22 protein-coding genes are annotated in these 23714 nt (G+C 62.4%); 11 read left to right on the top strand and 11 right to left on the bottom strand.

The features are described 5' to 3' along the window. Nucleotides 1–53: 53 nt before the first annotated feature. Complete coding sequence (locus ACVW1B_RS33055; RefSeq protein WP_253606115.1) at nucleotides 54–1343, bottom strand: MFS transporter; 1290 nt, start codon at nucleotides 1341–1343, stop codon at nucleotides 54–56. Between the two features lie 233 nt (nucleotides 1344–1576). On the opposite strand from ACVW1B_RS33055, the gene cyoA reads away from it, so the two are divergent. From cyoA to ACVW1B_RS33090, 7 genes are read left to right on the top strand one after another with little or no spacing between them, the layout of a single operon-like run. Then, nucleotides 1577–2743, top strand: coding sequence for a ubiquinol oxidase subunit II (gene cyoA, locus ACVW1B_RS33060; RefSeq protein WP_253606114.1), 1167 nt, complete (start codon nucleotides 1577–1579; stop codon nucleotides 2741–2743). A gap of 10 nt (nucleotides 2744–2753) precedes the next feature. After that, nucleotides 2754–4757, top strand: coding sequence for a cytochrome o ubiquinol oxidase subunit I (cyoB, locus tag ACVW1B_RS33065; RefSeq protein WP_253606112.1), 2004 nt, complete (start codon nucleotides 2754–2756; stop codon nucleotides 4755–4757). Continuing rightward, on the top strand, nucleotides 4754–5386 hold the full coding sequence (gene cyoC / locus ACVW1B_RS33070) for a cytochrome o ubiquinol oxidase subunit III (protein ID WP_225163208.1): 633 nt from the start codon (nucleotides 4754–4756) through the stop codon (nucleotides 5384–5386). Before cyoB ends, cyoC begins: the two co-directional genes overlap by 4 nt. After that, nucleotides 5383–5775 (top strand): cytochrome o ubiquinol oxidase subunit IV, encoded by a 393-nt coding sequence (cyoD, locus tag ACVW1B_RS33075; protein ID WP_253606110.1) that lies wholly within the window; start codon nucleotides 5383–5385, stop codon nucleotides 5773–5775. The genes cyoC and cyoD overlap by 4 nt, the downstream gene beginning before the upstream one ends. Before the next feature lie 2 nt (nucleotides 5776–5777). Then, nucleotides 5778–6608, top strand: a complete 831-nt coding sequence (locus ACVW1B_RS33080; protein WP_253606109.1) for an SURF1 family protein — start codon at nucleotides 5778–5780, stop codon at nucleotides 6606–6608. After that, a complete protein-coding gene (locus ACVW1B_RS33085) occupies nucleotides 6580–7965 on the top strand; it encodes an ATP-binding protein (RefSeq protein ID WP_253606107.1) in 1386 nt (461 codons plus the stop codon). Before ACVW1B_RS33080 ends, ACVW1B_RS33085 begins: the two co-directional genes overlap by 29 nt. Then, a complete protein-coding gene (locus tag ACVW1B_RS33090; protein ID WP_253606106.1) occupies nucleotides 7955–8491 on the top strand; it encodes a response regulator transcription factor in 537 nt (178 codons plus the stop codon). The genes ACVW1B_RS33085 and ACVW1B_RS33090 overlap by 11 nt, the downstream gene beginning before the upstream one ends. Nucleotides 8492–8549: 58 nt before the next feature. On the opposite strand, the gene ACVW1B_RS33095 is transcribed toward ACVW1B_RS33090, so the two are convergent. Then, nucleotides 8550–8948, bottom strand: coding sequence for a nuclear transport factor 2 family protein (locus ACVW1B_RS33095; RefSeq protein WP_057015516.1), 399 nt, complete (start codon nucleotides 8946–8948; stop codon nucleotides 8550–8552). A gap of 194 nt (nucleotides 8949–9142) precedes the next feature. On the opposite strand from ACVW1B_RS33095, the gene ACVW1B_RS33100 reads away from it, so the two are divergent. After that, entirely contained in the window at nucleotides 9143–9562 is a 420-nt protein-coding gene (locus ACVW1B_RS33100; RefSeq protein ID WP_253606105.1) for a hypothetical protein, read from the top strand. Nucleotides 9563–9896: 334 nt separating this feature from the next. Here the strand turns inward: ACVW1B_RS33100 and ACVW1B_RS33105 are convergent, their stop codons facing one another. The 6 genes from ACVW1B_RS33105 to ACVW1B_RS33130 form a co-directional block, all read right to left on the bottom strand. After that, on the bottom strand, nucleotides 9897–10451 hold the full coding sequence (locus ACVW1B_RS33105) for a hypothetical protein (protein ID WP_156436051.1): 555 nt from the start codon (nucleotides 10449–10451) through the stop codon (nucleotides 9897–9899). A 311-nt stretch (nucleotides 10452–10762) separates the two neighbouring features. Next, the gene (locus tag ACVW1B_RS33110; protein ID WP_080686805.1) at nucleotides 10763–11569 is read right to left on the bottom strand and encodes a CarD family transcriptional regulator; all 807 of its coding nucleotides are present in this window, start codon (nucleotides 11567–11569) and stop codon (nucleotides 10763–10765) included. A 411-nt stretch (nucleotides 11570–11980) separates the two neighbouring features. Next, entirely contained in the window at nucleotides 11981–12319 is a 339-nt protein-coding gene (fdxA, locus tag ACVW1B_RS33115; RefSeq protein ID WP_016844914.1) for a ferredoxin FdxA, read from the bottom strand. A gap of 136 nt (nucleotides 12320–12455) precedes the next feature. After that, a complete protein-coding gene (locus ACVW1B_RS33120) occupies nucleotides 12456–12740 on the bottom strand; it encodes an RNA-binding S4 domain-containing protein (protein WP_076824784.1) in 285 nt (94 codons plus the stop codon). A gap of 30 nt (nucleotides 12741–12770) precedes the next feature. Next, entirely contained in the window at nucleotides 12771–16304 is a 3534-nt protein-coding gene (locus ACVW1B_RS33125; RefSeq protein ID WP_456822740.1) for a helicase-related protein, read from the bottom strand. Between the two features lie 633 nt (nucleotides 16305–16937). Next, the gene (locus ACVW1B_RS33130; RefSeq protein ID WP_375166756.1) at nucleotides 16938–17768 is read right to left on the bottom strand and encodes a DUF3108 domain-containing protein; all 831 of its coding nucleotides are present in this window, start codon (nucleotides 17766–17768) and stop codon (nucleotides 16938–16940) included. Nucleotides 17769–18123: 355 nt separating this feature from the next. Here ACVW1B_RS33130 and rpmB point away from each other — a divergent pair, with 355 nt between their 5' ends. After that, complete coding sequence (rpmB, locus tag ACVW1B_RS33135; RefSeq protein WP_028341882.1) at nucleotides 18124–18432, top strand: 50S ribosomal protein L28; 309 nt, start codon at nucleotides 18124–18126, stop codon at nucleotides 18430–18432. Nucleotides 18433–18708: 276 nt separating this feature from the next. Beyond that, nucleotides 18709–20391, top strand: coding sequence for an HTH domain-containing protein (locus ACVW1B_RS33140; RefSeq protein WP_456822741.1), 1683 nt, complete (start codon nucleotides 18709–18711; stop codon nucleotides 20389–20391). Here ACVW1B_RS33140 and ACVW1B_RS33145 read toward each other — a convergent pair. Genes ACVW1B_RS33145 through ACVW1B_RS33155 form a run of 3 tightly spaced genes read right to left on the bottom strand, consistent with a single transcriptional unit; the run spans nucleotide 20386 to nucleotide 22486 of the window. After that, nucleotides 20386–21030 (bottom strand): non-canonical purine NTP pyrophosphatase, encoded by a 645-nt coding sequence (locus ACVW1B_RS33145; protein WP_456822742.1) that lies wholly within the window; start codon nucleotides 21028–21030, stop codon nucleotides 20386–20388. The two genes, ACVW1B_RS33140 and ACVW1B_RS33145, sit on opposite strands and share 6 nt — an antisense overlap. A 5-nt stretch (nucleotides 21031–21035) precedes the next feature. After that, a complete protein-coding gene (locus tag ACVW1B_RS33150) occupies nucleotides 21036–21815 on the bottom strand; it encodes an SIR2 family NAD-dependent protein deacylase (protein WP_456822743.1) in 780 nt (259 codons plus the stop codon). Between the two features lie 44 nt (nucleotides 21816–21859). Beyond that, nucleotides 21860–22486 (bottom strand): class I SAM-dependent methyltransferase, encoded by a 627-nt coding sequence (locus tag ACVW1B_RS33155; protein ID WP_456822744.1) that lies wholly within the window; start codon nucleotides 22484–22486, stop codon nucleotides 21860–21862. Nucleotides 22487–23485: 999 nt separating this feature from the next. Between ACVW1B_RS33155 and ACVW1B_RS33160 the strand changes: the two genes are divergently transcribed. Then, nucleotides 23486–23713 (top strand): hypothetical protein, encoded by a 228-nt coding sequence (locus ACVW1B_RS33160; protein ID WP_016843499.1) that lies wholly within the window; start codon nucleotides 23486–23488, stop codon nucleotides 23711–23713. The last annotated feature ends 1 nt before the right edge of the window (nucleotide 23714 follow it).

Below are 23714 nucleotides of genomic sequence, written 5' to 3' on the forward strand. Positions count from 1 at the left end.
CTGTGGCTGACCCCCATCCCAACCTTCCCCCTTTCAGGGGGAAGGAGAAGAGCTCAACCCTCGGCTTCGCGCAATCCGCTCAGCCACAGCGCCAGCAGCGTCCACACCGCGCCCGACAGCAGGTAGGCGCCGGCCGAGATCAGGCCGAAATGCGTCGCCAGCAGCAGCGCCGCGAGCGGCGCAAAGCCGGCGCCGAACAGCCAGGCGAGATCCGAGGTCAGTGCCGAGGCCGTGTAGCGATAGTTGCGCGCGAAGCTCGAGGCGATCGCGCCCGACGACTGACCGAACGACAGGCCGAGCAGCACGAAGCCGAGCACCATGTACACCGTTTCGCCGAACGCGCCGGCGTCGAGCAGCTGCGGCGCGAAGCCGCTATACACCGCGATCGCGACCGCCGATCCCAGCAGCAGCGGCTTGCGGCCGACACGGTCGGCGATCATGCCGGAGGCGACGATCGCGGCGACGCCGACCATGGCGCCGATCATCTCGATGATCAGGAAGCGCACCGGGCTTTCCTTGGTGAACAGGAACACCCAGGACAGCGGAAACACCGTGACCATGTGGAACAGCGCAAAGCTCGCCAGCGGCGCGAAGGCGCCGAGCAGGATGTTGCGGCCCTCCTGCGCGATGGTCTCGCCGACCCGCGCCGGCTCCAGATCGCGGCTTTCGAACAGCTCGGAATATTCATCCGTCGCCACCATGCGCAGCCGCGCGAACAGCGCCACCACGTTGATGGCGAAGGCGACGAAGAACGGATAGCGCCAGCCCCAGTCGAAGAAATCATCCGCCGAGAGGTTGCCGGCGAAGAAGGCGAACAGCGCGCTCGCCACGATCAGCCCGAGCGGCGCGCCGAGCTGCGGCACCATCGCGTACCAGCCGCGGCGGTTTGCCGGCGAATTCATCGCCAGCAGCGAGGCAAGGCCGTCCCAGGCGCCGCCCCAGGCGATGCCCTGCAGCACGCGCGCGGCGGCCAACAGCCAGATCGCCGCGACGCCGATCGTGTCGTAGCCGGGCAGGAACGCGAGCGCCACAGTGGCGGTGCCGAGCAGGAACAGCGCGATGACGAGCTTGGCGCCCTTGCCGTGGCGGCGGTCGACCGCCATGAAGATGACGGTGCCGAGTGGCCGCGCGGCGAAGGCCAGCGCGAAGATGCCGAACGAATAGAGCGTGCCGGTCAGCTCATTGACGAACGGGAACACCAGCTTCGGGAACACGATGACCGAGGCGATCGCATAGACGAAGAAATCGAAGAATTCCGACGTGCGTCCGATGATGACGCCGATGGCGATTTCGCCGGGTTTCGCCTGCCCGTGACCTGATGCGGTCGGGGTGCCGTGAGCCATTGCTGGGGCTTGTGCCATCGCCGGAGAACCGTCCTTTTCAGCGTGATCCAACCGGTTTTCCGAATAGACCGTGCTCAAACAAGAAGTGAGGCCACGGGCAGATTGCCACGCGGTCCACCTCACCTTCTGCCCCTCCATCCCGCAGTGCAACATTGGACAAATTGTCCAATGTGAACTTTGCTGCATCGCAGCTACCCCTTGGCGGAACTCATAAAATTCAAGTGGGGTGAGCCGTGCGCGCCTTGAAATTATTGGCCTTATTGCCGTTCGCGGCGCTCCTTGGCGGGTGCGATTTCGTCGTCCTAGCGCCTGCCGGCGACATCGCCGCCCAGCAGCGCGACCTCGTCGTCATCTCGACCGTCCTGATGCTCATCATCGTGCTTCCGGTGATGGCGCTGACCGTGTTCTTCGCCTGGCGCTACCGCCAGTCCAACGCTGCGGCCCCCTATGAGCCGGAGTGGGATCACTCCACCCAGCTCGAGCTCGTGATCTGGTCGGCGCCGCTGCTGATCATCATCTGCCTCGGCGCGCTGACCTGGATGGGCACCCATCTGCTCGATCCCTACCGCTCGCTCGGCCGCATCGCCGCCGACAAGCCGATCGAGAGCAAGGACGCCCCGCTCAATGTCGAGGTGGTCGCGCTCGACTGGAAGTGGCTGTTCATCTACCCGGACTACGGCGTCGCCGCCGTCAACGAGCTCGCAGCTCCGGTCGACCGCCCGATCCGCTTCCGCATCACGGCGTCCTCCGTGATGAACTCGTTCTATATCCCCGCGCTTGCCGGCCAGATCTACGCCATGCCCGGCATGGAGACCAAGCTGCACGCGGTCGCCAACAAGGAAGGCACCTATCGCGGCTTCTCCGCCAACTACAGCGGCGCCGGCTTCTCCGGCATGCACTTCGACTTCAAGAGCCTGTCTGGCGCCGATTTCGACAAGTGGATCGCCACCGCCAAGACCAGCGCCAATATGCTCGGCCGCACCGACTATCTGCAGCTTGAGCGTCCGAGCCAGAACGATCCGGTCCGGCTCTACCGCTCGGTCGACCGCGATCTCTACAAGGCGGTCCTCAACATGTGCGTCGAGCCCGGCAAGATGTGCATGAGCGAGATGATGGCGATCGACGCCAAGGGCGGCCTCGGCCGCGAAGGCTTCAACAACACGCTGCCGCTGACCTACGACAAATACGCCCGCCGCGGCGCGCCGCTCGGCTCCGAGCCGACCTTCGTCGCCGGCATCTGTTCGATGGACGAGATCAAGGACGCGCCGTCGCACGAGATCACCGCGCCGCTCGACCTGACGCCGCTGCGCGGCTTCGGGCTGAAGCGCCCGCCGTTCTCGCCCGCGCACCCCTCGTCGACATCCTTGCTGCTCGGTCAGCGTCCGAAATCAGAGTCCTGAGGAGGACCGCATGAATCCCGATCTCGTCAAGATGATCTTCGGTCGCCTCAATCTGGAGGCGCTGCCGATCCACGAGCCGATCCTGGTCGGCACCTTCGCGGTGGTGGCGACCGGCGGCCTCGCGCTGTTTGCGATCGTCACCTATTTCCGGCTCTGGACCTATCTGTGGCGCGAGTGGTTCACCACCGTGGACCACAAGCGCATCGGCATCATGTACATGATCCTCGGCATCGTGATGCTGCTGCGCGGCTTCGCGGACGCGTTGATGATGCGGCTGCAGCAGGCGATCGCCTTTGGCGGCTCCGACGGTTACCTCCCGGCCCATCACTACGACCAGATCTTCACCGCGCACGGCGTGATCATGATCTTCTTCGTGGCGATGCCGCTGGTCACCGGCCTGATGAACTATGTGGTGCCGCTGCAGATCGGTGCCCGCGACGTCTCCTTCCCGTTTCTGAACAATTTCAGCTTCTGGATGACGGTCGGCGGCGCCGTGCTGGTGATGATGTCGCTGTTCGTCGGCGAATTCGCCCGCACCGGCTGGCTCGCCTACCCGCCGCTGTCGAACATCGGCTACAGTCCCGACGTCGGCGTCGACTATTACATATGGGGACTACAGGTCGCCGGCGTCGGCACGACGCTATCGGGCATCAACCTGATCTGCACCATCGTCAAGCTGCGCGCGCCGGGCATGACGATGATGAAGATGCCGGTGTTCACCTGGACCTCGCTCTGCACCAACGTCCTGATCGTCGCCTCCTTCCCGGTACTGACGGCGGTGCTGGCGCTGCTGTCGCTCGACCGTTACGTCGGCACCAACTTCTTCACGAACGACTTCGGCGGCAACCCGATGATGTACGTGAACCTGATCTGGATCTGGGGCCACCCCGAGGTCTACATCCTGGTGCTGCCGGCGTTCGGCATCTTCTCCGAGGTGACCGCGACGTTCTCCGGCAAGCGGCTGTTCGGCTACACCTCGATGGTCTACGCCACCGTCGTCATCACCATCCTGTCCTACCTGGTCTGGCTGCACCACTTCTTCACGATGGGCTCCGGCGCCAGCGTGAACTCGTTCTTCGGCATCACCACCATGATCATCTCGATCCCGACGGGCGCGAAGATGTTCAACTGGCTGTTCACGATGTATCGCGGCCGCATCCGCTTCGAACTGCCGATGATGTGGACGGTGGCATTCATGCTGACCTTCGTGATCGGCGGCATGACCGGCGTGCTGCTGGCGGTGCCGCCGGCCGATTTCGTGCTGCATAACAGCCTGTTCCTGATCGCGCATTTCCACAACGTGATCATCGGCGGCGTGCTGTTCGGCCTGTTCGCCGGCATCAACTACTGGTTCCCGAAGGCGTTCGGCTTCAGGCTCGATCCGTTCTGGGGCAAGCTGTCGTTCTGGTTCTGGGTCTCGGGCTTCTACTTCGCCTTCATGCCGCTCTACGTGCTCGGCCTGATGGGCGTGACCCGAAGGCTCCGCGTGTTCGACGATCCCTCCCTGCAGATCTGGTTCATCATCGCGGGCTTCGGCGCGTTCCTGATCCTGCTCGGCATCGTCGCGATGCTGGTGCAGTTCGCGGTCAGCATTCTGCGCCGCGAGCAGCTGAAGGACACCACCGGCGATCCCTGGAACGCGCGGACGCTCGAATGGGCGACCTCGTCGCCGCCGCCGGACTACAACTTCGCCTTCACGCCCGTGGTCTACGACAACGATGCCTGGTGGGACATGAAGCGCCGCGGCTACAGGCGCCCGCTGACCGGCTTCAAGCCGATCCACATGCCGTCCAACACCGGCACCGGCATCATCCTCGCCGGCCTCGCGACGGTAATGGGGTTCGGCCTGATCTGGTACATCTGGTGGCTCGCCGCCGTCAGCTTCGTTGCGCTGCTCGCGGTCGCGATCGGCCACACCTTCAACTATCAGCGCGACTTCCACATCCAGGCGGATGAGGTGGTGCGGACTGAAGACGCGCGGACACGCGTGCTCGCCGCGGGAGCCCAGACATGAGCGTAGCAACAACCGTCTCCACCCAGGACTCCGAGCCGATCTTTCACGTTGTGGACGAGCACGATCATCCGGAAGGCGCCAGCACCATGCTGGGCTTCTGGATCTACCTGATGAGCGATTGCCTCATCTTCGCGATGCTGTTTGCGACCTATGGCGTGCTCGGCGGTAACTATGCCGCTGGCCCATCGCCGAAGGACCTGTTCGACCTCAAGCTGGTCGCGCTCAACACCACGATGCTGCTGCTCTCCTCGATCACCTATGGCTTCGCCATGCTGACGATGGAGAAATCGAGGATCGGCGCGACGCAAGCCTGGCTCGCCATCACCGGGCTGTTCGGCCTCGCCTTCCTCGGCATCGAGCTCACCGAGTTCGCGCATATGATCCACGAGGGCGCAACGCCCCAGCGCAGCGCCTTCCTGTCGTCATTCTTCACCCTGGTCGGCACCCACGGCCTGCACGTCACCTTCGGCCTGGTCTGGCTGGTGACGCTGATGGTGCAGACCGCGCGCTTCGGCCTCACCGAAGCCAACCGGCGCCGGCTGATGTGCCTCTCGATGTTCTGGCACTTCCTCGACGTGGTCTGGATCGGCGTCTTCACCTTCGTCTATCTCCTGGGAATGCTGCGATGACAAAAGAAGCTCACGCTCTCGAAGCCAACGCCGGCGGGCACGGCCACGACGCTCACGGCGGGGCATCCCATGGCTCGCTGCAGAGCTATCTGATCGGCTTCGGTCTCTCCGTCGTCCTCACCGCGGTGCCGTTCTGGCTGGTGATGACCGGCGCCATCGCCGACAAGCAGGTCACCGCGCTGATCGTGCTGGTGCTCGCCGCGGTGCAGATCGTCGTGCACATGGTGTACTTCCTGCACATGAACACGCGGTCCGAAAACGGCTGGACCATGATGGCGATGATCTTCACCGTGGTCATGGTGGTGATCGCGCTGACCGGCTCGCTGTGGGTCATGCATCATCTCAACATCAACATGATGCCGCTGCACGACATGAGCCAGATGCCGTGACGATGCGGTCTGCCAGACCGTCGCTGTTGCTGCTCACGCTCGGCATGCTGGGCGTGGTGCTGCTGAGCGCGCTCGGGATCTGGCAGATCGAACGCCGGACCTGGAAGCTGGCGCTGATCGAGCGGGTCGAGCAGCGCATGCATGCGGCGCCGGTCGCGCCGCCGCCCCCATCGTCATGGCCGGCGGTCACGGCCGCGAGCGATGAATACCGACGCGTCACCGTACGCGGCACGTTCCTCAACGCCGATGAGACGCTGGTGCAGGCCGTCACGGCCGAGGGCCCCGGCTTCTGGGTGCTGACCCCGCTGCAAGCCGCCGACGGAACCACCGTGCTGGTCAACCGCGGCTTTGTTCCCTCTGATAAACGCGATCCCGCGACACGGCGCGATGGCGAGCGGCAGGGCGCCGTCAGCGTCACCGGACTGCTGCGGATGTCGGAGCCCAAGGGCGGATTCCTGCGCAGCAACGATGCTTCGGCCGGCCGCTGGTATTCCCGCGACGTCGCCGCGATCGCTGCCGCGCACGGACTGTCGAAAGCAGCCCCCTTCTTCATCGATGTCGATGCGACGCCAAATCCGGGCGGCGCCCCGATCGGCGGGCTCACGATCGTGCGGTTTCCGAACAACCACCTGATTTACGCGCTGACATGGTTCGCACTGGCCCTTATGCTGGTGGGCGCGCTCCTGCGCGTCTTCAGCGGCAGGAGCCGCGCCGGCGCCTCCGATCCAAGGTGGGGCTCACGGCGCGCCGCCGTGCGCCGCTTGATCGGCGCAGCCCGCAATCTGTCTCGCGACACAGGCCCAGATGCTCGAGCGCACATCGGATCTGCATGACGACAAGGCCGCGACCGGCGCGGCGGTAACGCCGTCCGCCGCGGGCGCGGCCGCCGGCATGCCGTTCGACCTCGCAGCGCCCGCCGACATCGCGACCAATCGCAAGAACATGGCCCTCCTGGTCCAGCTGCGCTGGATCGCCGTGATCGGCCAGATCGCCACCATCGGCTTCGTGCAGTTCTGGATGGGCGTCGCGCTGCCGCTGCTGCCCTTGGCGGCCGTGATCTCCGGGCTGGTGGCACTCAATGTCGTCAGCCTGCTGTGGCTGCGCTACCGCGCCGACATCAACAACCGCGAGCTGCTGGTCGCGCTGGCGCTCGACGTCGCGGCGCTGACCGCCCTGCTCTATCTCAGCGGCGGCGCCACCAACCCCTTCACCTCGCTCTACCTGCTGCAGGTGACGCTTGGCGCGGTGCTGCTCGATGCGCCTTCGACCTGGTCGCTGGTGGCGCTGGTCTGCATGAACTTCGCCTGGCTGACCAGCTATTACCGGCCGCTCGAGCTGCCGCAGCACGGCTTCGCCGATGCCTTCAACCTCTATATCGCCGGCACCTTCATCGGCCTCGTGCTCGACGCCGTGCTGCTCGTGGTGTTCATGACCCGGATCAACCGCAATCTGCGCGATCGCGACCTGCGCCTCGCGGCGCTGCGCCAGCACGCCGCCGAGCAGGATCACATCGTCCGGATCGGCCTCCTGGCCTCCGGCGCCGCGCATGAGCTCGGCACGCCGCTCGCCTCGCTCTCGGTCATCCTCGGCGACTGGCGCCGGATGCCCGCGCTCGCCTCCGACCCTGAAATGTCGCAGGACCTCGGCGAGATGGAGATCTCGGTGCAGCGCTGCAAGTCGATCGTGACGGGCATCCTGCTCTCGGCGGGCGAAGCCCGCGGCGAAGGCTCCTCGCCGACCACGGTCACGGCGTTCCTGACGGCATTGGTGGAGGAATGGCGGACGACGCGGCCCTCGGCCACGCTGTATTTCCGCAACGCCTTCGGCGCTGATCTCGCGATCGTATCCGACATCGCGCTCAAGCAGGCGATCTTCAACGTGCTCGACAACGCCGCCGAGGTGTCGCGCGACTGGATCGAGCTGATGGCCGAGCGCAATGCCGACACGCTGGTGCTGTCGGTGACCGATCGCGGCCCGGGCTTCTCGCACGAGATGCTGGCGCATATCGGCAAGCCGTATCAATCGACCAAGGGCAGCCCCGGCAGCGGCCTCGGCCTGTTCCTGGTGGTCAACGTGGTGCGCAAGCTGGGCGGCGTGGTGACGGCGCGCAACCGGCCGGACATCGGCGCCGCGGTCAGGCTCGAGCTGCCGCTCTCGACGCTTGCGATCGGAGACCATCTTGACGGATGAACGCCAGCTCCTGATCGTCGAGGACGATGCGGGTTTCGCCCGCACATTGAAGCGCTCGTTCGAGCGCCGCGGCTATGATGTGGCGGTGTCGGCCTCGCTCGACGAGGTCCGCCAGCTGCTCGAGCAGCAATCGCCCGGCTATGCGGTGGTCGACCTGAAGCTCGCCGGCGGCGCATCGGGCCTTGCCTGCGTCGAAGCGCTGCACGCGCATGACCCTGAGATGCTGATCGTCGTGCTGACCGGATTTGCCAGCATCGCGACCGCGGTCGAGGCGATCAAGCTCGGCGCCTGCCACTATCTGGCCAAGCCGTCAAACACCGACGACATCGAGGCCGCGTTCCAGAAGGCCGCCGGCAACGCCGCCATCGAGCTTGGCGCGCGGCCGACCTCGATCAAGACGCTGGAATGGGAGCGCATCCACCAGACCCTGATGGAGACCGACTTCAACATCTCCGAAGCCGCCCGCCGCCTCGGCATGCATCGCCGGACATTGGCGCGCAAGCTCGAGAAGCAGCGGGTGAAGTAGGCGATAGAGGCGGATGACGCCGACGACATCCGCGCATGCGCGCCTGCCTCTTGCTTTGTCACGACATCGCGGCAACATCCGCCGCAGTGTCAATGTACTCCTGAAAGCGGACCGCCTTCCCGTCACGGTACTTGAAAACGTGGGCCCATTCGTTCGTTACAGTCTTGCCTGTTTTCTTTGCCCGCGCCGTGAGTGTACCCAGGACCACGACGGTGTCGCCCTGCTCAATCATCTCACGCGGCGCGAACTCGCTGAATTCCAGATTCTCGCCAACCTGGACGAAGAAGTTTGCAATCTGCTGCTTTCCCTTGAAGGTCCCGGCCCAAGGCAGTTTGTCCTGGGGACCCGGGGTTATCCACGTGCAGTCGTCATCGATCAGATCCCTCATGAGCGTCGGAATGTCACCACGTTGAAAGGCCTCATAACCCTTCCTGGTTGCCTCAACATTGGATGTCATCGAATTTCTCCTCGCTGCAAATTGATGGGGTCAGTTTAATGTCGATCAAATAACGGCAGGGCGGTCAGCATAGCACGCCGCGCTCCCGTTGCCGTCGTCATCCATGAAGCAAGACAAGACGATACTGGTCAGGATCGTTTACGTAGCTTCGAGCGTCATTGCGGCTCGCTTCGCTGCCAGTGTAAAGCGACGGCATGAGTAATGCCGACAAGCTCTTCCAACCCGCCCCTGACAATGCCGACCATGCGGCCATGATCGCGGCGGCGATCCGTTGCATCGACGATTTCACCGACCGCTTCAACGCTCGCGATCTCGCCGGCATGGACGCGCTGCTGCACTTCCCGCACGTCATCCTGTCCGGCGAGCAGCTCGTGATCTGGGATGGCCCGGGCCAGCTGCCGCCGTCGTTCTTCAACGATCTGGCGCGCACCACGGGATGGACGAAGAGCACCTATCAGCGCAAGGAGCCGGTGCTGGTCGGGCCGCGCAAGGTGCATCTGCTGGTCGAATACAGCCGCCACCGCGCCGACGGATCGATTGCCAGCCGTCACCGCAATCTATGGATCGTGACCTCCGAGAACCGCCGCTGGGGCATCGAGCAGCGCTCGTATTGAGCACGCGGCGCGGCAGCATCAACGGCGTAGCCGACGGCTACCGCCGAGCCAGGAAGACCCCCAGCAAGAATGCAACGGCAAGCGATTGAAGCGGAGCCGCCCTGGTCGCTTCACTCAAGTGATGCAGCCACCGATCTTGTTGCGGCAAAGGTTCGAATACGCCGCGCTCAGCCATCTGACGGATCGCCTCTGACGCCTGCTCTATGCGTTGTTCAGGACTGGCAGTTGAAGCAATGGAGTTTTCGTTAGCCATCAGACGAACGGGCCTTCTGTATCAGCACTAACGTCCCTCGATTGCGGACTGTTCCTCGGCTCCTTCACTAAAGCGATGCGCTCAGTCATTCCTGAAGAAATTCGCGAACGGACGCGGCGGGGAGTCATCGTCTTCAGACGCCATGATCGGCACTTCGTGGCGTCGCGCCTGCTCCAAGAGCACCGGAGCTTCGCGGCGTTGCTCGCCTTGTTCGATGCGCCGCTGTTGACGCCTCGCCTGCTCGGTCGCGACGCGCTTCGCCTTGCGTTCGGCGTAGCGCTTACGCCGCTCCTTTTCTGCAATGTCAGATTTTCTCGTGTCCACCACGTCCGCCTGCTTCTCGACAGGCGCTTGTACGTCCTTGACCGGCTCCAGTGGCGGCTGCGGCGGTGAGGCTGCGTCTGGCGTGGCGGGCTCTCGTTGGGTGGCAGGCTGCGGTGGCTGCGCGGCTTCTGCCGTGGATGGCAGGATAACGCGCGCTGGTTCCGCAGGCGCTGGCGAAGAGACGCGCGCGGGGGCGCCGGCAGAATCCTTAAGCGCCGAATTCGCCATGAACAGTCCACCACCGAACCCAGCGCCTAGGATAATAAAAGTTGTTCCAACGCCTGCGAAAAAAATGCCTGCCTTTGATGTCATGGTCCGCTCTCCTCATTGGCGAGCGAACGCGCGAAAGTTACCGGCGTTCCGTTTCGGGATAAGTCGGCAACGAGTGCCGCTGGTCCAAGAGTCCAGCGGCGCGGACAGTTTGGAATATCGATCTGCCCGGGCGAAGATCGCGGTCGAGGGGCTGCAACTTGCGGAGAGCCTGCACCCTCACCCGGATTGCATTTGCCATGCAATCCGACCTCTCCCACCAGGGGAGAGGTAAGCGTGCCCCACGGACACGCCGCCAAAGCAAAAAGCCCGGTCTTGCGACCGGGCTTTTGTTTTCAATCCGTCGAACCCTTTCAGGCGGCTTCGTCCTCGACGGCGGTATCGTCGCCATCGGTATCGGCATCCTCGCCGTCGGCATCGCCCTCGCCTTCACCCTCGGCTTCTGCCTTGGCGCCGCGGCGCGGGCTCTTGGCGAGCTGGCCTTCGATCTCCTTGATCGCCTCGGTCTCGGTCGAGTGCTGCACGACCGCGATCTCGCGCGACAGACGGTCGAGCGCCGCTTCATAGAGCTGGCGTTCGCTATAGGACTGCTCGGGCTGCGATTCCGAACGATAGAGGTCGCGGACCACCTCGGCGATCGCGACGATGTCGCCCGAGTTGATCTTCGCTTCGTATTCCTGGGCGCGGCGCGACCACATGGTGCGCTTGACGCGGGCGCGGCCCTTCAGCGTCTCCAGCGCCTTCTTGACCAGCGCCGGCTCCGACAGCTTGCGCATGCCGACATTGGCGACCTTCGCCGTCGGGACGCGCAGCGTCATCTTGTCCTTCATGAAATTGATCACGAACAGCTCGAGCTTGGCGCCCGCGATCTCCTGCTCCTCGATCGCCAGGATCTGGCCGACGCCGTGAGCGGGATAGACCACGAATTCATTGGCCTTGAAGCCCTGACGCTGCGTCACGACCTTCTTCGGCTCCTCGACGCGCGGCGCGGCGGCCGGCTTGGCGGCAGCCTTCGGAGCAGCGGCGGGGACGGCAGCCTTCGGGGCGGCCGGCTTCGGCGCAGCAGCCGTCTTGGTCGCGGCAGGCTTGGGGGCGACCTTGGCAGCAGCGGGCTTCGCAGCTGCCGCTTTCGCGGCAGTCTTGGCAGTCTTTTCTGGCATCACGCTTCTTTTGTTCTTTGAGGACTTTGCAGCCGCCGCCTTCTTGGCCCCCTTCACGGACGCCTTGGCACGGCCCTTGGTTGCGCTGCGAGCAACGACAGCGGCTTTTTTCGTCGTCTTTGAAGCACTCTTTTTACGCGTTTTCTGTGACACAGCCTGCGCGCGGAAACTGCCACGCCCCTGTTCGAGTTTGCGGGAACCTCGAAGCCACAAGGTACGCATGGCAGGGGGTTCTTGGCCTGTAATGTGTCAGATATAGCACATTTTCCGCAAAAATCAATGGTTTACGCCCGATTCCGGGCATAACAGGGGCCGTTCAGGTCATATGTCCGTCATTAGGGTTAAATCGGCGGCCGAACGGAGGGCCGCGGCGGACCAGAGCCCGACCTTACCACGGTATTCCCTGGCGAATCAGTCGCCGCTGCCGGGATTCGGAGAAAAATATTTCTCGAACTTGCCTTCCTTGCCTTCCCACTCCTTGGCGTCTTCCGGCGAGTCCTTCTTCTGGGTGATGTTCGGCCAGCTCTTGGCGTAGTCGCGGTTGACCTCGAGCCACTTTTCCAGGCCCGGCTCGGTGTCCGGCTTGATGGCGTCCGCCGGGCATTCCGGCTCGCACACGCCGCAATCGATGCATTCGTCGGGATGGATGACCAGCATATTCTCGCCCTCGTAGAAGCAATCGACGGGGCAGACCTCGACGCAGTCGGTATATTTGCACTTGATGCAGGCTTCAGTGACGACGTAGGTCATCCAAAACTCCGGAACGATCGATTTTTCTGGGGTTGCGTAGCGCAGGAATACCGGGGCCGCAAGGGAAGCGGCCCTCGAAAAACGCCAGTATTCTCACGCTCCTGCCACCCAAATTGAGATAGCAAGCGCTAGATAACTACTCCTTACCGGCCTGCAAATTGCCGGCCTGCAAATCCTCGTACAGCACCCGCGCCGAACTGGCATCGCCGCGCCGCTCGGCAAAGCCGATCACCTTGAGCACGCGGACGCTGTTGTCGAGCGCGACGGTGACGACATCACCCGCCTTCACCGCATGGCCCGGCGATTTCTCACGCGCGCCGTTGATCCGGACATGACCCGATACGACGAGTTCAGCGGCGCTGGTGCGGGCCTTCACCAGGCGCGCATGCCACAGCCATTTGTCGAGGCGCTGTCGATCCAAACTAGACCAAGCGTTAAACCAAGGGTTGGACTATTCCTTCCGGCCTGCGAGCTGCTCTTTCAGGGCAGCGAGCTTGGCGAATGGCGAATTCGGATCGATCGGCCGGTCGCGCTCGCGCGGCGCGCTCGAGGCGTAGGGCCGATGCGACGGGCCGCCCTCGCGCTTGTCGCGGCCGCCCTTGCCGAAATCGCGGCCGCCGCGATCACGATCGCCGCGCTCGCCCTTGCGCTCGCCGCCGAACTTGTTGTCGCGGCGACGCTCATTGTCGCGATCGCGACCCTTGCCTTCGAAGCGCTCGCGGCGCTGGCCCTTGTCGTCCCTGTTGTCGCGGGCCTGCGCGCCCTCGGCGGGCGCCGCAGCCGGATCCGCGGGCGCACCCGGGCGCGGCGCGCGGAAATCCTGGTGACGGCGCGGACGGCGATGCTGCTCGCGCTTGCCGTCGCTCTCACCGCCGCCTTCGGCGGCCTGCGCGCCCTCGGCGGGCTTGCCCTGGTGACGGCCGCGGTTGCGATCGTGGCCGCGATGATGCGGACGGCGCTCGTCGGAGCGGCCACCGTGACGCCAGACTTCGACCAGTTGCGGCTCGACCGGCGTCTCCGCGGCGGCGGCAGCGGCTTCAGCCGGTGCTGCCTCGGCACTCGCGGTCTCCGCGGGGGCCTCTGTGGCGGTCTCGGAGGGTGTCTCTGCAGTGGCTTCCACGGCAGGCGCGGGCTCGGGTACCGCTTCCGCAGCGGGCGCCTCAGCAGCGGGCTCTTCGGCGACAGCGGCGGGCTCCGCGGCAACTTCTGCCACGGGCTCGGGCTTGGTCTCGACGACGACCGGCGTCGCCTCGCTGGACACCACCTCGGCAAAGCCGACATCGGGCAACAGCGCGGCCGACGGTGCGGGATCGCCCGACACCGGCTGATCCGTGGCAGCCTCCGGCGCTTCGGCCACAACCTCGGCGGTGGCACCAACCGGCGCATCCACGGCGGCCTCAGAGGTCGCCTCGACTGGCGGCGTCTCGGCGGCGACCGTCTCGGTGGTCTCGGCCACGGCCTCCGTGGTCTCGGCTACGGCCTCCGTGGTCTCGGCCGGCGCGGCCTCGACGGGCTTCGGCGGCAGCGGCGGACGGCGGTCCATGCGGTAGCCGAGCGCGCGCAGGATCGAGGCAAAATCCTCGCCCGCGGAGCCGGTCAGCGAGGTCATCGCCTGCGTCACGACAAAGCCGCGGCCGTCGAACGCGCCCGCGGGCTTCTCGCCCGGCGAGGTCTCGCGCCAGGCCAAAGCGGGGCGGATCAGATCGGCGAGCCGCTCCAGGATGTCGACGCGCACCGCGCGCTCGCCGCACTGGCGATAGCCGAGCACGCGATAGGCATCGCGCGGCAACGCCTTGTCGACCGGGAACGAGGTGCGGCCGCTGGAGGCGAGATGCTGCACATTCGACAGCGCCGCCATGTCGGCATTGCTCTGCTTCTCGGCCCACAGCAGCGAGGCCAGCGAGCGCGCCGCGGGCTTCAAGAGCTGCGGGAAATAGATGTGGTAGGCGCCGAACCGCACGCCGTATTTGCGCAAGGCCGCGCGCGAGGGCTGGTCAAGATCCTTCATCTCGGCCGCGATCTTCGCACGTTCGAGCACGCCGAGTGCCTCGACCAGCTGGAAGGCGATGCCGCGGGCGATGCCCTGCAGATCCTCGGCCTTGGACAGTTCGAACAGCGGCCCGAGCAGCTTTTCGATATGCGTCTTGAGCCAGAGGTCGAGCCGGATCTGCACCGCTTCGCGCGAGGCGCCGGTCAGCCGCTCGTCGGAGATGATGCGCAGCCGCGGATGCAGCGCGTCCTCGGCGGCCACCAGCTTGGCGACCGCATCGCCGGTCCAGCGGATGGTGCCGTCGGAGGTCAGCACGAACTGCTCGTCGGGGGCGGCGCCCAGTTTCTCGGCGCGCGCATCGATCTCGCGCGCCAGCACCTGCTGGGCGGCGGCTTGCAGCGCCTTGGCGTCGCTGCCGGCCTCGGCCGCATCAGGTGCGAAGGTGAAACCATCGAGCCGGCCGATCACGTGGCCTTCCACGATCACTTCACCGGTCTTGCCAATTTCCGTATTCAAAACTGAGTTCTCCCGCAGGCGGCGCATCAATACACTGGTCCGCCTGTCAACGAAACGCTCCGTGAGCCGTTCATGCAGCGCATCGGATAATTTATTTTCGAGCTCGCGCGTGATCCCCTGCCAGTGGTCCGGGTCGTAGAGCCAGTCCGGCCGGTTGGCAACAAAGGTCCAGGTCCTGATCTGCGCGATCCGGCCCGATAGCGTGTCGATATCGCCGTCGGTCCGGTTGGCCTGGTCGACCTGGGCGGCAAACCATGCGTCAGGGATACGCCCCTTTTGCATCAGGAAGCCATACAGCGTGGTCACGAGTTCGGCATGGGCGGCCGGCGACAGCTTCCGGTAGTCCGGAACCTGGCAGGCCTCCCACAGCCGCTCCACCGCGGCCGCCCCATGCGCGAGATTGCGCACCTCGGCGTCGCGCGCAACATGCTCGAGCACGCGCAGGTCCTCGGCCACCGGGGCCCGCGTCAGTGCCTCATGATTGGGCGACAGCGCCAGCGACACCTGCAACGCGCCGAGCGAAGCGAAGTCCAACTTCGCGTTGCGCCATTGCAGCACCTTGACGGCATCGAAGGTGTGGTTCTGCAGCGCGTTGACGAGCTCCGGCTCGAACGGCGCGCAGCGGCCGGTGGTGCCGAAGGTGCCGTTGCGCGTCGCGCGCCCGGCGCGGCCGGCGATCTGCGCGAATTCGGCCGGCGTCAGGCGGCGGAACTGGTAGCCGTCATACTTGCGGTCGGAGGCGAAGGCGACGTGATCGACGTCGAGATTAAGCCCCATGCCGACCGCATCGGTGGCGACGAGGTAATCGACGTCGCCGTTCTGGAACATCGCGACCTGCGCATTGCGCGTGCGTGGCGAGAGCGAACCCAGCACCACGGCCGCGCCGCCATGCTGACGGCGGATCAATTCGGCGATCGCGTAGACTTCGTCGGCGGAGAACGCGACGATTGCCGTTCTGCGCGGCTGCCGCGTGATCTTGCGGTCGCCGGCGAATTCGAGTTGCGAGAGCCGCGGCCGCGTGATGATCGAGGCACCCGGCAACAGCCGCTCGATCATCGGCCGCATGGTCGCCGCGCCCAGCAGCAGCGTCTCGTCGCGGCCGCGGCGGTTGAGGATGCGATCGGTGAACACATGCCCGCGCTCGAGATCGGCCGCGATCTGGATCTCGTCGACCGCGAGAAAGGACACATCGAGATCGCGCGGCATCGCTTCCACGGTCGAGACCCAGAAGCGCGGCGCCTTCGGCTTGATCTTCTCCTCGCCCGTGACCAGCGCGACATTGTCGACGCCGGCACGATCCGCGATCTTGTTGTAGACCTCGCGCGCCAAGAGCCGCAGCGGCAGCCCGATCAGGCCGGACGAATGCGCCAGCATGCGCTCGATGGCCAGATGCGTCTTGCCGGTGTTGGTCGGCCCGAGCACCGCGGTGACGCCTGCACCGGGCACGCGGTCATTTCCGAACGAAGTTGAGAAAGCCATATTTTGCAGGTGTTTCTTGAATTGTTGGGGCGCTCTCTGATCCGTCATCCCCGGTACAACGGCGAATTCGCCGTTGTACCTGTGAGCCGCGCGTCAGCGCGTCTCGAAGGATGCACGGCCGAGATCGACCCGTTTGCGGCGATCTTGATGAGACAGCAGGGCCGTCGCCCTTCGAGAGGGCCGCTGCACGGCCTCCTCAGGGTGACGGTGAGGGATTGACGCTCTGGTCTTCACTCCTTCACGCGTCCTTTTCACAAAATCTGTCTCACAATGCGACGCTTTCCGCGCCTACCTTAAGCTCTGGAACGACTCTAGAACGAATCGCGGCCGAATCGCTGACTCTATTCCGGGCTCGGAACGTTCACCGCAACATCTCGGGTAGGCTGACGGCGGCGGCACTAGATCAAGTTTGAGAGGGCTCCACAAGCACAGGATATGCGGACTGAATTCCTTAAGTTCCAGGGGTGACCGAGTCGAATCAGAAGCGGACAAGAGTCAACTGGATTCCGGTGACGTTCGTTGCATGCCCCGCACGCTGAGCGCCCCGTCATTCCGGGGGGCGCGCAGCGCGAACCCGGAATCTCGAGATTCCGGGTTCGATGCTTCCGCATCGCCCCGGAATGACGGCACGATCTACTGCGTCTTCGCCACGCGCGGCGGCGCGGCTGTGGTGACGAACGAGGTGGCTTCCAGCATGGCCTGGCCGAGCGGGGTCGGGATCGTCATGCGGAACGGCACCAGCAGTCGGGTGCCGGCGATCGGCACGAAGGCGATCTCGATGTTGCGCTGGGCGGCGAGATATTTGATGACCGGGCGATCCGGGATGTAGCCCGAGATCGGTACGAAATAGAGCGCGCAAACCAGCGCCGGGCCGTGATAGCCGCGCTCGGCCTTGACGATCTCGACCCGCTTGAAATCGAGCTTGAGGTCGTAGCGCATGCGGCCGTCGAAGATGCCGGCGCCGCTGCGGCAAATATCCGGGCTCATCAATTCGGCATTGCCGGGCGCGCGCAGGAACGAGCCGGTCATCGGATCGAACACGTTCTTCTTCTGCGCATCGGTCACCGGCAGGCGGTCGGGATCGACCGGCGGCTCCGGCTCGATCGCGGATTCCTTGATGCCGCCATTGGCCAGCACCATCCGGATCGTCTCCGACTTCTTCGAGGTGGTGGTGGTCGCGGTGTAGGAGGAGGCCGCCAGCGCGCCGTTGACGACGCGGCCCTGCGAGGCGCCCGCGCCGGAGCCGCCGGAGAATGCCTTCAACAGGCCCGCGGTGCCGCCCTGGGCCGAGGCCGAGAAGCTGTCGTCGCCGATTTCGATGGTCCAACTGCCCTTGCCGACCGGGATACCGGCGAGCGTCGCCTCATACTGGGCGTCGAGCCGCCCCTGCGCGCTGGCGCGCTCGGCGCAGAACAGCAGTAATGCGCCCGCGCACAGGCCGAGCAGCCGGCCGAGCGGGGGCAAAATGGCAATGGCGGTGGTCACTTAACCTACCTGACGGTCCTGCTATCGGCGCTCTATCCGTTGTCCATTTCGGCGTTCAATTCGGCCGGACAACAAGGCGCATCTTGTATGGAACCTAGACTTGCAGCCGAATACGCCCTTTATATGGTTGCCATATCGGCCGTTAAGTGGCTGGAAGACCTTATGAACCGGCATTTCCGGCGCCCCGCATGCGGCGATATAATCTTGACGCTCGGGTATTCTCCCCCTATACACCCGCGGTTCCTGGAAAATGGACGCGAATTCAAAACCCCCGCGCGGGCCGTGTGATTGCACGCCTGGCAGAGAGGCGGGGATGCAATAAGGATTTTGTAAGATGTCCCGGCGCTGCGAACTGACGGCCAAGGGCCCCCAGACGGGCCACAAGGTGAGCCACTCGAACATCAAGACCAAGCGGCGCTTCCTGCCGAACCTGGCCAACATCACCTTCATCTCCGAAGCGCTCGGCCGCAACGTGCGCCTGCGCGTCTCGACCAACGCGCTGAAGAGCGTCGACCACAATGGCGGCCTCGACGCCTACCTGCTCAAGGCCAAGGCCGACGTGCTCTCGCCCCGCGCCCTCGACCTGAAGCGCGCGATCGAGAAGAAGGTCGGCAAGCCGGCGCCGGTGAAGAAGGCGAGCTGAGCGAGCGCGCCACACAGGCGGAATTCGCGGAGAGAGTTTTGAACGGCTGGGTCGATGACCCGGCCGTTTTTGTTTAAAGGCCTGTGCCGTTCGGAGCCGTGAGTAGTTATCCTCTTTGACCGCGGTCGACCGAGACTAAGCAATTGACAGCGCTCGTTTTCTAGTTCCGGCTCAAAGCTGACATTCGCTGTTACCTTCTCGCGAAGTCGCTTCGCTGGCTCAAGATATCGGGCTAGCCTATGGTTTTTGTCGCAGACGCACGCCAAGCGACTGAGGATGCATAGTTACGAAAAGCAAACGGATCCCGTGCAGAATCACCGCGACAGCAGTGTCGACGGCGATCATCAGACTTACCTGCGCGTGGCCGAAATCGTGTTGGGAAAATCGACAGCCCCACTGAGTGCAGGTGAGATTGTTGAACGCGGCATCGAACAAGGATTGTTTGGTGATCACGTGATGGGCCGAACTCCGCAAAAATCTATGCAAGCGCGCCTCAGCGTAGACATACTCAGCCGCGGAACCGATTCCGGCTTCGTGCGAACCGCGCGAGGCCGATTCACACTGCGCTCTTCGATCGGATCGGGAAATAACGATCCGGGCACTCTTGGAGAAGCAGTCACAGCCGAATACGTTGCACAGCGACGTGTCCTGCGCACGCCCAAAGAAGAAGTCCTCTGCGTGCCGGAGCCCGCCTTTCGCGATGTCTTGACCTTTCAGGGCATTGATACAGACGCGGCATCAATCCTGAACCGGTTCTTGAACACGAGTACAACGACCTACGTTGGACGCGCAGACGCGGAAAGGCGAAATGATGCCAAGCAATTTATAACGTACGTCCTCGTCCAATGCGGACAACGGCTCCTTTTTTTCAAACGGTCGTACCTGAGTCGAGCTGCTGAATTTCTTCGCGGCTCGAAATGCATCGGCTTCGGCGGCCATGTTAGTGCAGCAGATTTAGACATGCTCTCGCACAATGACTACGGCTTGTCTTCTTGCGCTCGCCGCGAACTAATGGAGGAGTTATATCTTCCCGATTCTTCTGCGCGGAGACGAACGCAGAGGTCTGGGGCAGAACTAGACCACCCGAACGAAGCAACGATCCGCCTCTTTCAGAATGCGCCACTCGAACGACTGGGAGTTCTCAACGACGACTCGTCTGAAGTCGGACGACGACACGTCGCAGTGGTCTATCGAGTTTGGCTGCCAGATTGGAACGCAGTTAGAAGGCTTCAGAAAGGCGATTCATCTATAAAGGGCATTGGGTGGATCGACCTATCGCGAGACGCCGTCGACATTGCAGATTTTGAGTATTGGTCGCAACTCTGCTTACGCAGATTCTATCCGTCAACGCTCGTTACAAAAGCGAGGTACGAGATACTCAACAATTCGCGCCTAGCGAGTGACCGAGTCATCGTCGTCGCGGGAAGAATCGGATCTGGCAAATCCGAGACGGCTGGATATCTCAGCCAACAACTCAACTGTCCGCTGATTAAGACTGGAGAGCTGGTCAAAGACTTGATGTCGTCACCTTCGCTGGCAGAGATAGGACGACAAGAGTTTCAGTCCAGAGCGCACCGTTTCATCACCGCCCCAGGAGGAACGGAGAAGCTTGCGGGAACTATCGTCAAAGAAATCGAAAATAGAGCCGGAAACCGCGTGATCGTAGACGGCATAAGAAATTTAGACACTTATGAGCGGCTAGAAAAGAAATGCCCGGAAGGCGTCGGCCTTCTCTTTGTCCAGACTCCACCTGATGTTGCGTTTGATATGTATCGAGCGCGTGAGGCTAGTAGCAATCTCACTTTCAGCTACCGCGAATTCTTAAAGGTGTACGATGCGCCGGTCGAAGACGAGATTCCAAGCCTTGGCCGGCGAGCAAATGCGTATATTTACAATTCGTTTGGTATGGAAGCTTTTCGACGAACACTCGACGCGCTTGTAACAAGGCTTTCTTCATAAGGAAGGAAAGAGTAACGGCTCTGTCTTAACGCGATGCGCGATAAATTTTTGCAGCGCTCGTATCGACTGAGAGATAGCAAGCTTGTCTACAAGGCCCGAACCATCATCCTTCGCAATTTCCGCATAAGTTTTGCCTCCGCCCCCGTCGGGACAGAAGATCGGATCCCAGTAGAAGCCTCGAGTCCCTCTCGGGCTGTCGACTAAATTCCCACGAGTTTCGCCCGTAAACGTAAAGACGTTTAAGCCGTCACAATATCCTACGACGGCCCTTGCGATAGCTCGCGTGGTCAAAGTCGAACAGCAAGAAACAAATTGCCGAGCGTCGAGAGAATCCCACATCGGCTGCGTCAATCCACCGGGAAATGAGCTGGCCTCGTAACCTTCAAGAATCAATCCAGCATGTTCAACGATGCACGGCACCTGCACCTGCTTGTATGCAGACTCGACCTTGAATCTCACCATAGCCTCAATGTCGCAAAGAAGTGGCTCGGTTGTCTTAACCCCGCGAAACTGAAAGTCGACGAGCTCTCCCAACTTTTTGCCCGTTGAATCGAGCTGAATTGCGCCTTTGGCGATTGACCACTCTTGCTTCTTAAACTCACTTCCGGAGCAATAGACGATCTGAATCGGGTTGCTCATTGGACTCAGCTTCTCATCTCTTGGAGAACTGCGGCTACGTTGGCAGAGATGTCATCTGCCGCGACTGGAATCACGTCGATGTTTCGTTCGTTAAAAAGGCGACGTTCGAACTCAGATGGCTCAGGCAGGATTATGTATGCGCGCCTCCCCGTGGAAGAGTGAGGCAGGTTCGCAAAAAGCCTATTCACAATGTGAAAGACGTAATTGACGTTGGGGTCGCGAAAGCTATACCCGATGAAGAGCACTGCGCGACCCAAGATGTCACCACGAAGTTTAAAATCCATGGGGCTCTCAAGACGCATCCGCTCCATGTACTGCGACTCCGAGACAACCATTTCCTTTGGATTGTTGAAGTCTCCATGAAATTTTACAACTTCGACTAAGGAGCGATCGTGCGAGATCGTATGCTCCCCTGAAACGATATGTGCCGCCCTTGCGCTCTTCGTAAGCGCCCTTTCGATAAAGTTGTCATAGTTTGTCGTGTAGTAAATGCTGCAACGTTCCAACTGCACCAATGCAGAATGAATAGGTGACGCAAGGATATCGTCATCGGACGCTTCAGAGAATTGCAACGCCAACCAATTAGTCAGTGGCGCAAGCTCGTTGTTCACGATCTTGAAATACTCAAGGATCTGAAGATCGCTCCCCCGCATACGCAACAAGTTTGCATCCGTACATCCAAGCAGAATAGCTGCTTGATCTACCATTGCGCTCCAAGAAGGACCACGTTTGCGCCCACCATCCCAACTCACCGACATTGATGCGCCCGCACCAACGAACGGCACAACGCGACGTTCTCGATAGAGCCGGCGAAGATCTGACGGACACATCATTTCGCTGTTCTCGCCAAAATTCTCGTCAAGCTGTGAAAGTGCGGAATGCCGTTGTGAGGATGGGTCTCGTGAATGACGGCATTCGAGTGAGAAAGAATCGTCTGTCCGGCATATTGATCGAGATAGAATGAGTGAGGCAATAAAACAGGGGAGAAAAGCGGATGGGCGGACAGATCGTGCGGCCCATCGTTGAAAGCGACAACAAAGTGGTATCCCTCGGGACGGGTTTTACGTAGGGCCGACTGAACCATCTCTTCAACTTCGTCGGATGACGCTAGGCAGTGCAAGAGACCATACATAACGATCACGTCGAACGAATCGCAAACAGCGAGAAACGAACGGGCGTCTGATTGACACCACTCGATCTCTGAGCTGGAAAATGCGGCCCGACCATTGTCCAATGCCCGCGCAGAACAATCGACGGCGGTAACAGTCGCTCCCGATCTGGCAAACGCCGCGGCGTTCTTTCCTTCACCGCATCCTAAGTCCAGAACACGCATGCCATCGAGCTTTGGATTACTCTCAATAAATGTTTGCACCAATGAGCCTGGAGCAGTCCCCCAAAAGCAATTGCAGTTGTCATATCCGTCGTCATATCCGCCCAATACTTGAGTGCGCGTCATCGCCTCGCTCACAAGTTGATTTGGCCCAGATAGTATCTCGGTTATGAAGGACTGAAAGTCTCTTGCCGCCGCTGACCAAGCGCGGCATCCGCCCCCGGAGCGCCAGCTTTCCGTGTAGATGACTGAGGGCATCCAGTTCGCAGAGCGTCGATTCCACCCGCTAAGACTTAAATTTACATATTAATTTCAATAGGATATCCTCTTATTCATCCTTTGCTAGGTAGATATTCCTCTTTACCGAGCCTCAAACTCATCGGTGCAAGCAGCGCGCCCCGCCTCCTCTGAGAGGGGCGTTTTGCGATCGTCACGGACGTTGGGTCGGGATGCGGTGACCGCGAGAGGTGCGCGAGACGAGCAGGCCGCGAGAGTGCGTCCGCACACCCTCTCCTGCTGTCTGACAGATGAATCGATCCGACCGACGCGCGTGCGCGCGGGTGAGTAGCAAATGGCCAATAGAGAGTGAATTCTTCTTTGCGTGATTGCGCGTGAAGCAAAACCATCCATCGCAATGGACATGGAGAGATGGATTGCTTCGTCGCTTTGCTCCTCGCAATGACGGCGACCACGAGCTGCGGCAAATCCGCTGACAGCTGCCGCCAATGACAGCGGTGTCATCGCTTGCCACAGCGCGAATCTATGTTGATGCGTTCTAAGCGAGTGAAGAAACGCTTAACGCACGCGCCTTAACCAACCAAGAAAGCCTATAAATAAAGGCGAAAGCGGCTTGTCGCGCGATTATTAATCACAACATCACTGTGCATCATCACGAGCGCATGAGGCGCATGCAAAACGCCACGATCTCTTCCAGATATTAGTGTGCAAACAAGCCGTCCGACACGAATGCGATTCGACGTGGGCCGACCCCGCGCGGCTCGAACACCGTGACGGACGTCACGGCCGGTACAACTGATTGTGAGGCATGTGCGCCGCACTCTTGGGAAGAAGCCTGGCCGTTCTTACATCACGTCCAAAGAACGACCCCGATAAAGGAATTGCTCGATGCAAGTTCGCGCAGCCGATCCGCGCGGAAGACTGGTGCCTGCGATTGCAACCGCCGCCGTGGCGGTGCTCGCCACGGCCGCCCTCGTCATCCTCGAATTCAACCCGCCCCGCAATGTGCAGGCCGCGGCCGAGCCCGGCATGATCACCTCCGCCGCCGCCAGCAGAGCCGGCGCTACCGTGCTGCCGACCGATCCTGTCACGACCGGCAGCGTGCGCTACCGTTAAG

The sequence above is a fragment of the Bradyrhizobium sp. USDA 4502 genome (genome assembly GCF_054063355.1).

Coding starts and splice junctions, on each gene's coding strand:
- ACVW1B_RS33055 (WP_253606115.1), bottom strand. CDS start 1,343: ATGGCTCACGGCACCCCGACCGCATCAGGTCACGGGCAGGCGAAACCC.
- cyoB (WP_253606112.1), top strand. CDS start 2,754: ATGAATCCCGATCTCGTCAAGATGATCTTCGGTCGCCTCAATCTGGAG.
- cyoC (WP_225163208.1), top strand. CDS start 4,754: ATGAGCGTAGCAACAACCGTCTCCACCCAGGACTCCGAGCCGATCTTT.
- cyoD (WP_253606110.1), top strand. CDS start 5,383: ATGACAAAAGAAGCTCACGCTCTCGAAGCCAACGCCGGCGGGCACGGC.
- ACVW1B_RS33080 (WP_253606109.1), top strand. CDS start 5,778: ATGCGGTCTGCCAGACCGTCGCTGTTGCTGCTCACGCTCGGCATGCTG.
- ACVW1B_RS33085 (WP_253606107.1), top strand. CDS start 6,580: ATGCTCGAGCGCACATCGGATCTGCATGACGACAAGGCCGCGACCGGC.
- ACVW1B_RS33095 (WP_057015516.1), bottom strand. CDS start 8,948: ATGACATCCAATGTTGAGGCAACCAGGAAGGGTTATGAGGCCTTTCAA.
- ACVW1B_RS33100 (WP_253606105.1), top strand. CDS start 9,143: ATGAGTAATGCCGACAAGCTCTTCCAACCCGCCCCTGACAATGCCGAC.
- ACVW1B_RS33105 (WP_156436051.1), bottom strand. CDS start 10,451: ATGACATCAAAGGCAGGCATTTTTTTCGCAGGCGTTGGAACAACTTTT.
- ACVW1B_RS33110 (WP_080686805.1), bottom strand. CDS start 11,569: ATGCCAGAAAAGACTGCCAAGACTGCCGCGAAAGCGGCAGCTGCGAAG.
- fdxA (WP_016844914.1), bottom strand. CDS start 12,319: ATGACCTACGTCGTCACTGAAGCCTGCATCAAGTGCAAATATACCGAC.
- ACVW1B_RS33125 (WP_456822740.1), bottom strand. CDS start 16,304: ATGGCTTTCTCAACTTCGTTCGGAAATGACCGCGTGCCCGGTGCAGGC.
- rpmB (WP_028341882.1), top strand. CDS start 18,124: ATGTCCCGGCGCTGCGAACTGACGGCCAAGGGCCCCCAGACGGGCCAC.
- ACVW1B_RS33140 (WP_456822741.1), top strand. CDS start 18,709: ATGCATAGTTACGAAAAGCAAACGGATCCCGTGCAGAATCACCGCGAC.
- ACVW1B_RS33145 (WP_456822742.1), bottom strand. CDS start 21,030: ATGAGCAACCCGATTCAGATCGTCTATTGCTCCGGAAGTGAGTTTAAG.
- ACVW1B_RS33155 (WP_456822744.1), bottom strand. CDS start 22,486: ATGACGCGCACTCAAGTATTGGGCGGATATGACGACGGATATGACAAC.
- ACVW1B_RS33160 (WP_016843499.1), top strand. CDS start 23,486: ATGCAAGTTCGCGCAGCCGATCCGCGCGGAAGACTGGTGCCTGCGATT.